Below are 13,241 nucleotides of genomic sequence, written 5' to 3' on the forward strand. Positions count from 1 at the left end.
TTTTTGTCTTATCTTTTGATGATTTAAAATGACGATGAAAACGATAATGATTCCATCCGTAATTTCCCTCAATACAAACCAATCAATCCTAAAATACAAAAGACCTTTAGATCCAATCAACACGACTCAATCTAAAGGTCTTTTACACTCTTGCATCGACCGAGTGCAAAAGCATTGAAATGACGATTTATGAAACACAACGGTGAGAGCTACTCTCCTTTTTCATCTATAGTAAATTAACATAATAAAAATCTAAAGTCACAGGGGTATACCCGTCCCTTGGATAGAAATTTTCTTGTCAGCCTTTATTTTGTAATATCCATATTGAATGCATTGTTAAATCGATTAAAATAATTAAAAACGCCAATAACACATGCCAACTCTATGATTTCTCCTTCATCAAAATGTTTTCTTAAACGATTCCACAGATCATCACTGACATTGTTGGAATCCTTCGTCACGACTTCAGCAAATTCCAAGGCCGCCAACTCTCTTTCTGTAAAGAGATGAGGATTATCTTCTTTGTCAGCCATCGCATCAATCGATTCTTCCGAAACACCGAACTGTTTTGCCAAAACAGTGTGGGATGCCAGTCAGTATTGGCACTGATTCAATTGAGAAACCCTTACAGCCACCATTTCCTTTAGACGAATGTCTACAGTGCCTGTATGCAGTACTGTTGAAAAATGTTGATAGGCAGTTTTGAGAATCTCTGGTCTGTAAGCCAGGGTCCGAAACATATTGGGAATATTTCCCCTTTGCTTCAAGAAAGCTTCAAAAATCTCTCTGCTTTCCTGATCAACTTCCTGTGGTGTCAACGGTCTTATTCTTGCCATACGGAATTCCTCCTTTATTCTTCCATGGTTTTTATGAATTTTACAAACACTTTTCTCTGCCTTGGACCATCAAACTCGCAAAAATAAATTCCTTGCCAGGTTCCTAACTGAAGTTCTCCCTTCTCCACGAGAACCGTCACAGAACTTCCCATGAGAGAAGCTTTAATATGGGCAGCGGAATTTCCTTCCCTATGGAGGTAATTATCGTGAAAGGGTACAATTTCTTCCAATTCGCTAATCATATCCCTTTGCACATCACTGTCGGCATTTTCATTTATGGTAATTCCTGCTGTAGTATGGGGAACAAATACAATGCAGGCGCCGTCGGTCACTGGATTTTCTCTGAGGACTTTTTTTATTTCCCCTGTAATTTCAATCATCTCACAAAGCTTATGGGTCGTCAAATTTATAATTTTCATTTTTATTCACTCCATGTATCCAATCTTTTTTTCCAGTTCAATTTTATCCCTCAAGGGAATGCCCATCCATACCAATGAGATGTATTTGCGGTTTGATTCGCCTTGATGCTTCTAAGGCATTTCTATGGATTGCCACCAAAGAATAGCCTCTCTTTTGATAAAATCCTAGGGCATGAAGATTATCATTGGCAGTAATCAGCCATTATGTTCTATTTATAAAGCCTTTCCCGCAAACTTTTTCCTAAAGCTTCATATCCGGGCTTACCCAGCAGGGCAAACATATTTTTCTTATAATCCTCTACGCCAGGCTGATCAAAAGGATTTACCCCTAGAATATACCCGCTCATGGCACAGGCTTTTTCAAAAAAATAAACCAATTTGCCAAAATAATAAGGTGTTGCCTCTGGAATGCTTATGACCAGATTCGGTACTCCACCATCGGTATGGGCCAGCAAAGTACCCTCAAAGGCATGGTCGTTTACTTCATTCAATGATTTCAGAGAAAGAAAATTCAAACCGTCTACATTATCCTCATCCTCTACAATCCGGATATCCTCCTTTGGTTTTTCTATACGAAGCACCGTTTCAAAAATATTTCTCCTTCCATCCTGCAACAGTTGCCCCATGGAATGCAAATCCGTGGAGAACTCCACAGATGCAGGAAAAATCCCCTTGCCATCCTTCCCTTCGCTTTCTCCATAAAGCTGTTTCCACCATTCCGCCAGATAGTGGAGAGAAGGTTCATAGCTGGCCAGTACTTCAATCACTTTTCCTTTGCTATATAAAATATTTCTTAGAACAGCATATTGATAACAGGGGTTTCCTTCCAAATCCTCCCCATGGTATGCTTCCCAAGCATCCTTGGCTCCAGCCATGATTTTCCTAATATCGATACCGGCTACGGCAATGGGCAGCAGTCCTACGGCTGTCAGTACAGAATATCTGCCGCCGATATCATCAGGAATCACAAATGTCTCATACCTCTTCTCCCGTGCCAACTGTCGAAGGGCGCCTTTCTGACCATCCGTCACGGCATAAATTCTCTGATTGGCCTCCGCCTCCCCGTATTTTCCCTCCATATAGGCCCTCAACAGTCGAAAGGCAATGGCCGGTTCCGTGGTTGTTCCCGACTTTGAAATCACGCAGATACTTACGTCCTTGTTTTCTATTACCTCCATAAGATGCTGATAATATGTAGCACTAAGGTTGTGGCCTACAAAATAGATTTCCGGTGCATTTCTTTTTTCTTTGGGCAATAAATTGTGGAAAGTATGCCCTACCATCTCAATGGCTGCCCTAGCACCGGCATAGGATCCTCCGATCCCTATAATGATGAATGCATCGGAATTTTTTCTGATCCTCTCAGCAACGGTAAAAATCCGCTGAAATTCTTCCTGATCGTAGTCCTTCGGATAATCTAACCAACCTAGAAAATCATTGCCCGCCCCTGTTTTTTTGTGGAGCATATGGTGAAGCTGCCGTACCTGTGCCTTCAAATTTTCTATCTCATGTCTTTTTACATCGGCATTGGAATAATCAAACCGAATATCCTTCATCTGCTTCGCCTCCCATATCTTTTTTCAAATAGATGATACTTGCCCTGTTGTATCCATACAACAATCTACCAAGTTTCCATATTTCCTAGGAATTTTCTCCTAAAAAGGCAGCGCCTATAATCCCTGCATCATTTCCCAGTTCTGCCAACACAATATCTCCATATGTAACTTCTTTGCAGAAGGTCATTTTGCTTACTTCTTGATTCAGCAAATCTATCAAATAATCTCCCACTTTTGAAACGCCTCCTCCGATGGCAATGCGTTCAGGATCTAAAATATTAAAAATATTGATGATGCCGATAGCAAGATATTTTACCATCCGGTGAACAGCCTCCTGGGCCAAGGCATCTCCCCCTTTGGCTCCATCAAATATGATTTTTGCATCAATATCCTCCAGTCTTCCGTTGGCCATCCGCAGAATATTGGTGGCAACATCTCTCTCCGCTAACCTCTTTCTAACATATTTGATCAGTCCCGTGGCGGAAGCAAAGGTCTCAAGACAGCCGTTGGCACCACAATTGCAGTTATAAAAATTTTCCCCTACAATCATATGACCGATTTCAGAGCCGGCCCCATGGCTTCCACTGTAAATCTTATGATTGATAATCACTCCACCCCCGACGCCTGTGCCTAAAGTAATAAATACAGAATTCTTCAAGCCTTTTGTGGATCCTGCCACATATTCCGCCAAGGCGGCCACCGTAGCATCATTTTCTACAAACACTGGTTTCCCAAAATGCTGGGATATTTCTCTGCCGAGGGGAATATTGAACCATGACAAATTCGTACAATAGATTACATTTCCCGTTTGGACTTCTGCCAACCCAGGAACACCGATTCCTATGGACTTTACAGCTTCTAAACCTACCCCTGCCCAATCCATGGCATCTTCGATTTGCTCTATCATATCCTGGATAATCAAGGGATAGTCTCGTCCGGCATAGGTAGGCCTGGCATTTTGATACAAAATTCTCCCTTCTCCATTCACTACCCCCACTTTGATAGTGGTTCCCCCTAAATCTACACCAATGAACATTCCTTCATACCTCCTGCCCCCTAAAAGGTCTTTCAATTTTATGATTATTATAACACAGCTTGAAAAGGAAGAATATATTGGCCCTAAATCGTCCCGTGCCTGTAGAAGCCTCTATGACAGCTATCAAATCAAAAGCAGAGAAAATTTTTCATTCCCTGCTTTTGATTCACACCTCCTGCTAGCATGGACAGGCTTTTCTCCCATGCTATGACATTCCCTCTTATTTTGCCGACCCCTTAGTACCCCTTATGGAGATCCACTACATTCAGCAATGTTTCTCCTTTCAGGTATCTTTTCATATTTTCCAGGATTGTCTCAAATCTCCTCTCATTTCTCATCTCCGAAATCCAAGAATTATGGGGTGTTACGATAACATTTTCATAATCCCATAAAGGATGGGAAGCAGGCAGGGGTTCCTCTGCAAACACATCCAATGCTGCACCCTTTATCTTTCCGGAATCCAAATGTTTCATAAGGGCTTCCTCATCTACGATACTGCCCCTGGATACATTCACAAAATAGACCCCCTCCTTCATCCATCCAATGGTTTTTTCATTGATCAAATGATGGGTTTTTTCTGTATAAGGTATGGTCAGCACCACCACATCGCAAGCCTTTAGCATTTCTTCCATATCCTCCATAGCAAAACAGCCATGGAAATAGGGTATCCCTTTACCCGAGGTATTCAGCCCCAGTATTTTTACTCCGAAGCCTTGAAGCCTCTTTGCAGTCTCTGTGGCAATACTACCTGTTCCTATAAAACCCACGGTTTTCCCATACAATTCCAATAGACTCGTATCGATAGCCCATTTTTTTTGCTGTTGCAGCCGGTAGAGGCCCTTACTGTTTTTCAGCATCTCCAGAATTTTCATGACAATCCATTCCCCCATGGGGATACTGTACCCGCCCTTGTTGTTCGTCAGAATAATTCCCGCCTCCTTCACATAGGCAATGGGTACCTGATCTATGCCAATGCTGGATAGTTGAATCCACTTTAAATTTTTCATTTTCCGTATATCCAAGCTCTGAAAAGGATTATAGCAGACCAGTATTTCCGCATCCTTTGTTTCCTCATCTATTTTCACTTGTCTTTCATGGACATAAAGAATCTCGTAGCCCAGATTTTTGATCAGGCCCATTTTTTCTTGCCCATAATCATAGGTAAATAAAGCCTTCATTGTTCTCCCCCTTGTTTTTCTTTATGGTTTGATACATCGCCCATGGGCAGACAAAACACTAACGATGCTTCCTTTTCTTTTGAATAATCTTTTCCACAGGAACAATTTTTTCATGGATAATCGTTATGGCCTTTACTTGAATGTTCAGCTCTTTCATCATTTTGTACATAATGAATTTTTCCTGATCCCTTATAATATTGATCACTGTGCCTTCCCGATACATCCTGCCCGTACGGCCTGCCCGATGCAAATAATCGATCTTATTTAAAGGCAAATCCATATTGAAGATATGGGTAACATTTTGAAAATCCATTCCTCGGGTAAACAAATCTGTCGTCACCAAAAGCTTTCGCTGGCCTTTCTGGAAGGATGCCAGCAGATGCTGCCGGTCTTGATTGTTTGTTCTGGTTTGAATGCCCCCTACGGAATATCCCTTGCTTTGAAGGGTTTTCACAAAGCGGTCCACATTTTCATTTCTATTAATAAATATCAATGCCTTGGAAGGTTTTATGATTTGCAGAAGCTCCTCCAAAGTCTCTGTTTTCTTGGGTGCATTGCTCACGATATACTGGTGCTCTATTTTCTCTGGTACCGGCTGGGCCTCATCCAAATTGATAAACAAAGGTTCCTTCATCAAACGGTATAGAGTTTCCTTTGCCTCCTCCGAAATGGTGGCGGAAAAACTTAGCAACTGCCTTTCCTTCAATGTACTTTTGATAATCGCCTGTACTTTTTCTCCTAACCCTTGGACCAGGATTTGATCCACCTCATCCAAAGCAATGATTTTCACTCCATGCATTTTTATCTTTTTTAAACCGATGATATGCATCAATCTTCCCGGGGTGGCAATTACCATATGGGGTTTTTCTTTCAGCTTTTCCAATTGTCGGTTTAGATCTATTCCCTCCACAATCGTTTGGACACGAATCTCCGTATTTTTAACTGCCTTATCCGCCTCCCGCTGAATTTGAAGACTCAGCTCCCTGCTGGGGGCCAATACCAACATCTGCAACTCTCTTTTTTCCGGCTCTATTTTTTGAATCATGGGCAACAAATAGGCCAAGGTTTTTCCCGTACCCGTTTTGGCTTTTCCAATGACATCTCTTCCCCTAAGAATATGAGGAATTGTCTTTTCCTGTATTTCTGTAGGCACTGTGATATGTACAGCTTCTAAATTTTTCAGGATAAATTCTTTCCATGGATATTCCTTCAATGTTTTCACAGGCAATTCTCCTTTTTTCCATTTTCTAAATGTAGTATACCCTATAAAGCTTTATACCATATCCCCCATCTTTTTGCAAATCATCTTTGTGTTTTTGCCACAAAGGCATGGGAACTCCATCAAAATATCCATTGGACTTTGCCTTTAAGAAAAAGTCTGCATCAACAGACTCCTGCCACAGCCTTTCGAGTTTTTATTGGATTTTACTATTCATCTTACTCTTTTGACAGATGATCTTTCCCTCTCCGGTAAAATTCTTCCATCAATGGCTCAGGAACAAACAGGCCTCCCGTTGTCCAAGCAATGTGGTTGGCTTTTTCCATAGGAATATACTTTTCAACTTGAGGATTTTCGACAAAACGTTTCCATCCTAACAGGGCTGCCGATGAAGAAGGCTCAATCTTCATGGCCTCCGTATCTTTCAGCATAGCCAAAATAGGATACAATTCTTCATCTTCCACGGTGTAGACACCATCGATCCACTTGCCTGCCAGTTTGCTGACCAACCCGGAAGGGGCACCCACGGCAAGGCCATCGGCTTCTGTCATATTATCCATACCAAAATCCTGTACCCTGGCCTTTTCATGGAGCCCTGTCATAAGTCCCAACAGCATGCAAGGGGAGTGAGTAGGTTCCCCAAAGAAACAATACACATGTTCCCCAAATAATAGCTTCATGCCAAAGGTTACCCCGCCCGGTGCTCCACCCACACCACAGGGCAGATAAAGGATGAGGGGATGTTCTTCATCTACGGGAACATCTGCTTGTTCCAGCTGTTTTTTTAACCTACATGCTGCCACACTGTATCCCAAAAATAATTCCTTTGACTGTTCATCATCTACAAAATAACTCATCGGATCTTGATCCGACTGTCTTCTTCCTTCTTCTACAGCCTTGCTATAATCCGATGCATATTCTACAACCGTTACACCCTTTTGCCTAAGGAGATTTTTTTTCCACTCCTTGGCATCTGCCGACATATGCACCGTTACCCGAAATCCCAGGGCAGCACTAATGATTCCTATGCTCAATCCCAGATTTCCCGTGGAGCCGACGGCAACGGCATATTGGCTGAAAAATTCTCGAAATCTTTCAGAAGCCATTACGGAATAATCATCTTCATAGGATAAAAGTCCTTTTTCCACAGCAAGGTTCTCTCCATGCTTCAACACCTCATAAATCCCGCCCCTTGCTTTGATAGACCCTGCCACAGGAAGCTCATGATCACATTTTAAAAACAACCGGCCGGGAATCCTTCGGCCTATCTGCCCTTCCAATTGTTCCTTCATACGGGGGATTTCCTTTAAAGGAGATTCAATGATCCCTTTCCTTTCCTCTGTCTCGGGAAATAGTCTTCGGATTAATGGGGCAAAACGTTTCCATCGTTCTTCCGCATCCAGCACATCCTTCCAGGATAAAGGCAAAGTCGGCAGAACATTTGCTACCGTATCCTTATGGGGGTTCATCCAGAAAACCGGTTCATAGGCCCTCATTTTTTTTAGCAGTGGATACTTCTGAATCCATTCTTCCACGGATCTTCCCCATTCAACTTTCTTACCCATGTCAATCCCATCCTTTCCTTGGTATAACAATGCAGTTTTAGATCCTCTCCATCTTTGCGTCATGCTCCTGTCTTCTGTCAAAAATAAACAAGTGAAAATCTTTTTCCAAAGGCTGAAAGCCGCTTTTTTTAAATGCCTTTTGAGAACCTGGATTATTGGCAGCAACCAATCCGCTGACAAAATCCACATCCAAAATTCCTGCAAACCTTTTTCCATATGTCAGCAGTTTTCCCGCAATCCCCATATTTTGATACGACGGAACAACGGCTATCAGATCCACCCACAACCCCTTATAATGCAAAGTTTGCACCTGCAGCAAACTGATAAATCCTACAATTCTTCCGTCTATTTCTGCAACCCATATGGTATTGCGAGGATCTTTTGCAATTTCGATGATTTCCATCTCATTATATGGGCAATCCCGAAAGGTCAATTGATCTATCTCCTTCAACTGCCTTGCATCCTCTATGGTATGGCGAAATTCTCTTATAATAACGGAATCCATTTTCTGTCCTCCTTAAAAAAATTTTTATTTCCCATCCTTTCTTACGGCAATTCAATTTTTTCCTCTCCAATAATATTTCCCCTATTTCTTGCAGATTCCTTCATAAGATTTAGTACTTTTTTCTCCAATCATGAATAAAGTAGTAGTATCAGCAAAGAAATTGAGGTGATACAAGAATGGCTTTTGATAATAGAGAACTGCTGGCAAGAATGATCAAATGCGAGGCTGGCGGCGAAGGTGAAAATGGAATGAAAGCCGTTGCCACCGTAATTATGAACCGCGTACGTATCCCCTATGGGGAATATCAAAGAGTATGCCAAGGAGACATTCGAAAGGTCCTATATCAAAAAGGCCAGTTTGACTGCATGCGATCCGTCATCGGAGGAAGAACCAACCCACAGACGATCTGGGCCAATCCTCCGGAACAGATACATTATGATATCGCCGATTGGGCAATGGCTGGCAACCGATTGTATAATGTCGGCTATTCCTTATGGTACTTCAATCCCTTTCAGCCTACATGTCCTCAGATATTTCCTCGAAACGGCGTAGGCAGTTTCCAAGTAAGAATCGTAAACCACTGCTTTTATAACCCCACTGAACTCTATGCCCAAACTTAAATGGCATATAAATACCTAGTACGAAAGTTTCATTTATATCTTTATGAGATTATCTTTTTTGTACAATAAATGTCTTGTTGTTAGTTGTTAGTTGCCAATCGCCAGCTGCCAACTGCTGACAACTAATGATTGGCAGCTGCGACAAAAAGTTTATTGAGCGAAGCAATCCATAGTAAATTTTAGAATCGCTTATCCATATAAATGAAATATATGAAGGAGGATGATGTATGTTCCGCCAAGATTACCCAAATTTTTTCTATCCTAGGATGCCCATGTCTCCCATGATGCCCGGTGTTCCTATGACACCCGGCATGCCTATGACACCTGGCATGCCTATGATGCCATCACCTATGATGCCCGGTACAGGTATGTTCCCCATGCCCGGTGTGCCCGGCACTACGTCTGTTCCACCCGGACCTATGCCCACTCCAGGAGTTGATACCACCATTCCCCCTGATTTTGAATATGAACCGGGAGCCCCTGTGGAACAAGATATTAGTTATACCCAAGGGTATTTGAGAACGCAAATCGGAAGATATGTAAAAATTGAATTCCTTATTGGTACCAATATGCTGGTAGACCGGGAGGGTACATTGCTGGATGTAGGCATCAGTTACGTCATTATACGGGAGCCGGAAACAGATGATTTATTGCTATGCGACATTTATTCCATCAAATTTGTAAAAATCTATTACTAAGCAGCCATACAGCTTTCTACAACAAACAGACTACTTTACACCGAGGGAGTAGTCTGTTTCATAGTGTTGAAAAAACGATACAAGCCCTATATTTCTCAATTTTAAAATTAGAAAGGTGATGATTTTTTTGTACTATGGACCATATCCTCACTATATGTTCAGAATGGCACCCGTTCCCTCCTATGCAAGGGTACTCCATGCATCTCCCGATGCTCCGGCAGTGGATGTCTATATAAGCGGGAAACTGGTAGCCCAAAACCTAACCTATAAAAACTTTACCCCTTATTTGCCCTTGACACCTGGAAAATATACTATCCTGGTATATCCGGCCGGTACAAAAACAACCCCTGTCATCAATACCAGCTTAGACGTAATGCCAAATTCCAACTATACGGTGGCGGCCGTTGGCATGCTGAAAGATATCAAGGCGCTGATAGTTCCCGATACAGCCCTGCCTCTGCCACCCAACCGAGGCCAGATCAAATTTGTACACCTGTCCCCAAATGCACCCATGGTGGATATCACCCTAGCTGACGGAACCATACTCTTCAGAAATATTGAATATAAGGAAATCAGTAATAATTTAGCCGTTGCACCAGGAAGATATACCATCCAGGCTCGCATTGCCGGTACACCGCAGATCGTATTAACCGTACCTAATGTAGTCATTCAACCAAACAGGTATTATACCATCTATGCCGTGGGACTGGTCAATGAAAAACCACCCCTTCAAGTATTGATTGCCTTAGACAAAGCCTCCTACTGACAAAAGACACAAAAACTATATCCTTATCAGCTTGTAGACAAATCCTTGAGATTTGGTTTCCTGCTCAGACCTGTGCCGCTTTTCTAAATAAAAAATACGGGGAAAAGCGGCTTGCTGATTCGCGACGAAGCCTAAATCTCAAGGGTTCTTACTTATTTTCTACAGGCTGAAAGGACACAAAATTTGTGTCCTTTACTACATATGTCCTCTGTACAAATTTATGGAACACCCTTATAAAGGCGTCGGAAGAGGATATGATAAAATTGGACATGTCTGTGGAGGCCGCCATGAAACTGATTGTTTCTGGGGAGATTCTCTTGCCGGAAAATGGGCCTATATAAATCCAATGATATTTTCCCTAGGACAGTTCACCCATCCCCTATTGATGGCTTCCCACAGATATAAAGAGGCAATGGAGCAATAGGGCTTCCAGCGTTCTCCATAGCCCCCCATGGTTTTACTATCGGGCAGAACATCTAAATCATAAAGCCAACGGACTGCTCTCTTTAATCCTGCATCCTCCAAGGACATGATATTTTCTCTTCCCAATGAGAATATTAAAAACATCTCTGCACTCCATCTTCCTATTCCCTTTATTTCCATCAAAGCCCTTTTTGCCTCTTCGTCATTTTCGTGAGGAATAGCTTGCAGATCTATCTGTTTACGCAACACTTTATCTGACAAATCTTTTAAGTATGAAATTTTTGCCCTAGAAATCCCTGCCCCTCGCAGGCTTTCCCCAGGTGTTTGAAGAATTGTTGCCGGCGATATTTCCCCGCAAATAGCCTGGGTCCGATTCCAGATTGTAGCTGCTGCCTTGATGGAGAGCTGTTGTCCGATAATTGTCTGGGCTAGGGCTCTAAAGTAATCTTCCTCCAGTTCCAGTGTAGCATTTCCTATCTTTTGGATGAGCCTAGCCAAGACCACATCCCTTTCACAAAGAGCCTTAACCCTTTCATCCTGCAGGGTATAGTATAAAATTTTACCCATATTCCCTATTCCTCCGATCATTTGAAATCTGCATCATCCTTTATCATGCTTCTACCCTTAAGCATAACATTTTTATCATGGAATATAAACCGTTTTTCTATTTTCACAATTACAATACATATATTTCACATCCTATGTAGGAAAAAAAATTTTTTTGAAGAATATAATCTTTACTAGAAATTTAGAAACCCTAAATATTAAAGATATTTCCATAAAAAGGAGGATCATGTTATGGTAAAAACAAACAGGGACAAACTGATCATGCAATCTATACAGGGACAGATTGCCCATCCCACATCCATCTATCCTTATCGGCTGAAACATGACGGCACATCCCACATTCTTCCTGCCACCGGTGGAATTACCTATAACGTACAGGTGGGAGATCCTGCCATAGGTTGGGCAGGTGACCACATTGAACCAGGGGTTAGCATTAAGGCAAAGGATGAAAAGGCGAACGGGGCTTTGAATCTACTGGCTTGCATCGGCAATGAGGCCAAGGTAGTCAGCGGCGATGCCAAAGGAGCCAAAGGGTTTGTAACAGGCATCCACGGCGGCATTGAACATGTCATGATCTATTTCAAGCAGGAAGACCTTGAAAAAATGTCTATTGACGATCAAATATTGATCAAAGCCTATGGTCAGGGTTTAGCAATCACAGATATGCCGGAAATTGTCCTCATGAATCTTGATCCCGATCTTCTGGAAAAAATGAACGTAAAGATTGCTCCCGACGGCTATCTGGAGGTGCCTGTTGTAACGGAAGTTCCCGCTTATTTGATGGGTTCTGGTCTTGGAGCAGTCACAGCCGCCAAGGGCGATTATGACATCATGACGGCAGATCCTGAGGCCAATGCAAAATTCGGTCTCGATCAGTTAAGATTTGGAGATATTGTCCTTCTCAGGGATTGCGACAACACCTACGGGAGGGGATACTTAAAAGGTGCCGTATCCATAGGAGTGATTATTCATAGTGACTGTATCAAAATGGGCCATGGTCCGGGCGTAACTACCATCATGTCCTGCAAGACAACCAAGATTCGAGGAATCAAAGATCCCAAAGCCAATATTGCCCGATATATGGGAGTAAAAGGGTAAAAAATTGTTCAAAATTGATACAACCTATGATGTATTTGAATTAGAAGAAAGCGCTTGATCGCAAGGTGTCTAGACTATAGGCATCTTTTTTCTTTAAAAAAACAGAAAAAAAATAAAAAAAGCTTTTGGAAGAAGTGGTAATTTTTCATTTCAAAATACATCTTTATAAGTGTAAGGCGAAACAAACTGGCCAGAGAGTGGAAGTCTTACCAAAATAAAAATAAAAAATTAAAATAAAAAGGAGAGATTTTTTATGGCATCAGATATTCGTTTCGTACGTTCAACACAACCAGAGAGAATTAGCACAACAACACAAGCATCTTTAGCAGGATTTATTTCAACTTCAGCAGGAGCAACTCTTTTAGCAGCATTAAATCCAGGAGTTGCAATAGGAACTATAATTGGCGTGTTGATTGGAGCCATTGATGTAGTCTATGGAACAACTGCAATAAATGGATGGGTTAGATATTTTGAGTTTGTAGACTATTCTACAAATGACAGAGTAGTTGAAATGTATGTTTATAGCAGTTATACAGATGCAGTAAATGACGTAGGCAGAGAGTTCTTAGGTGGCGTGAACAAAGTACCAAGTATCGTGACTCGTGACTTCAAATCATTATAAAATGGTATCGAGTAGGAGGTAGATAATTAATTTATCTACCGTCCTCTCACACCACCGGACATACGGTCCCGTATCCGGCGGTTCATCAGGATTAATATCACATAGAAAGCCTTTTAGTTAGAGTAGTGAATCC

At 41.9% G+C, this 13,241-nt stretch carries 15 protein-coding genes; 5 read left to right on the plus strand and 10 right to left on the minus strand.

Annotated features, from left to right (window positions below):
- Positions 1-305: 305 nt before the first annotated feature.
- The 9 genes from AN619_RS13115 to AN619_RS13155 form a co-directional block, all read right to left on the minus strand.
- A complete protein-coding gene (locus AN619_RS13115; protein WP_157065019.1) occupies positions 306-575 on the minus strand; it encodes a carboxymuconolactone decarboxylase family protein in 270 nt (89 codons plus the stop codon).
- Between the two features lie 18 nt (positions 576-593).
- A complete protein-coding gene (locus tag AN619_RS13120; protein ID WP_068557647.1) occupies positions 594-836 on the minus strand; it encodes a carboxymuconolactone decarboxylase family protein in 243 nt (80 codons plus the stop codon).
- Positions 837-850: 14 nt separating this feature from the next.
- Entirely contained in the window at positions 851-1,255 is a 405-nt protein-coding gene (locus tag AN619_RS13125) for a secondary thiamine-phosphate synthase enzyme YjbQ (protein WP_068557649.1), read from the minus strand.
- 209 nt (positions 1,256-1,464) lie between these two features.
- Entirely contained in the window at positions 1,465-2,811 is a 1,347-nt protein-coding gene (locus AN619_RS13130) for a glucose-6-phosphate isomerase (RefSeq protein WP_068557651.1), read from the minus strand.
- A gap of 85 nt (positions 2,812-2,896) precedes the next feature.
- Complete coding sequence (locus AN619_RS13135; protein ID WP_068557653.1) at positions 2,897-3,847, minus strand: ROK family protein; 951 nt, start codon at positions 3,845-3,847, stop codon at positions 2,897-2,899.
- A 236-nt stretch (positions 3,848-4,083) separates the two neighbouring features.
- Complete coding sequence (locus tag AN619_RS13140) at positions 4,084-5,025, minus strand: phosphoglycerate dehydrogenase (RefSeq protein WP_068557655.1); 942 nt, start codon at positions 5,023-5,025, stop codon at positions 4,084-4,086.
- Positions 5,026-5,083: 58 nt separating this feature from the next.
- Entirely contained in the window at positions 5,084-6,247 is a 1,164-nt protein-coding gene (locus AN619_RS13145) for a DEAD/DEAH box helicase (RefSeq protein ID WP_068557657.1), read from the minus strand.
- Between the two features lie 215 nt (positions 6,248-6,462).
- Positions 6,463-7,809, minus strand: a complete 1,347-nt coding sequence (locus AN619_RS13150; protein ID WP_068557678.1) for a D-serine ammonia-lyase — start codon at positions 7,807-7,809, stop codon at positions 6,463-6,465.
- Positions 7,810-7,846: 37 nt separating this feature from the next.
- Positions 7,847-8,314, minus strand: coding sequence for a GNAT family N-acetyltransferase (locus tag AN619_RS13155; protein ID WP_068557659.1), 468 nt, complete (start codon positions 8,312-8,314; stop codon positions 7,847-7,849).
- A 176-nt stretch (positions 8,315-8,490) separates the two neighbouring features.
- On the opposite strand from AN619_RS13155, the gene AN619_RS13160 reads away from it, so the two are divergent.
- The 3 genes from AN619_RS13160 (at position 8,491) to AN619_RS13170 (ending at position 10,398) form a co-directional block, all read left to right on the plus strand.
- The gene (locus tag AN619_RS13160) at positions 8,491-8,934 is read left to right on the plus strand and encodes a cell wall hydrolase (protein ID WP_068557661.1); all 444 of its coding nucleotides are present in this window, start codon (positions 8,491-8,493) and stop codon (positions 8,932-8,934) included.
- 227 nt (positions 8,935-9,161) lie between these two features.
- The gene (locus tag AN619_RS16380) at positions 9,162-9,632 is read left to right on the plus strand and encodes a hypothetical protein (protein ID WP_242867408.1); all 471 of its coding nucleotides are present in this window, start codon (positions 9,162-9,164) and stop codon (positions 9,630-9,632) included.
- 127 nt (positions 9,633-9,759) lie between these two features.
- Complete coding sequence (locus tag AN619_RS13170) at positions 9,760-10,398, plus strand: DUF4397 domain-containing protein (RefSeq protein ID WP_068557663.1); 639 nt, start codon at positions 9,760-9,762, stop codon at positions 10,396-10,398.
- Between the two features lie 333 nt (positions 10,399-10,731).
- Here the strand turns inward: AN619_RS13170 and AN619_RS13175 are convergent, their stop codons facing one another.
- Positions 10,732-11,388 carry a DNA-3-methyladenine glycosylase family protein gene (locus tag AN619_RS13175; protein ID WP_068557680.1) on the minus strand — a complete coding sequence of 219 codons (657 nt, stop codon included), beginning with the start codon at positions 11,386-11,388 and terminating at the stop codon, positions 10,732-10,734.
- Between the two features lie 231 nt (positions 11,389-11,619).
- Here AN619_RS13175 and AN619_RS13180 point away from each other — a divergent pair, with 231 nt between their 5' ends.
- Both AN619_RS13180 and AN619_RS13185 read left to right on the plus strand, forming a co-directional pair.
- Entirely contained in the window at positions 11,620-12,486 is an 867-nt protein-coding gene (locus tag AN619_RS13180; RefSeq protein ID WP_068557666.1) for a DUF4438 domain-containing protein, read from the plus strand.
- Positions 12,487-12,739: 253 nt separating this feature from the next.
- Positions 12,740-13,108, plus strand: a complete 369-nt coding sequence (locus AN619_RS13185; protein WP_068557668.1) for a hypothetical protein — start codon at positions 12,740-12,742, stop codon at positions 13,106-13,108.
- Positions 13,109-13,241: the final 133 nt, after the last annotated feature.

Source organism: Thermotalea metallivorans, from assembly GCF_001562415.1.
Classification (GTDB): Bacteria; Bacillota; Clostridia; order Peptostreptococcales; family Thermotaleaceae; genus Thermotalea; species Thermotalea metallivorans.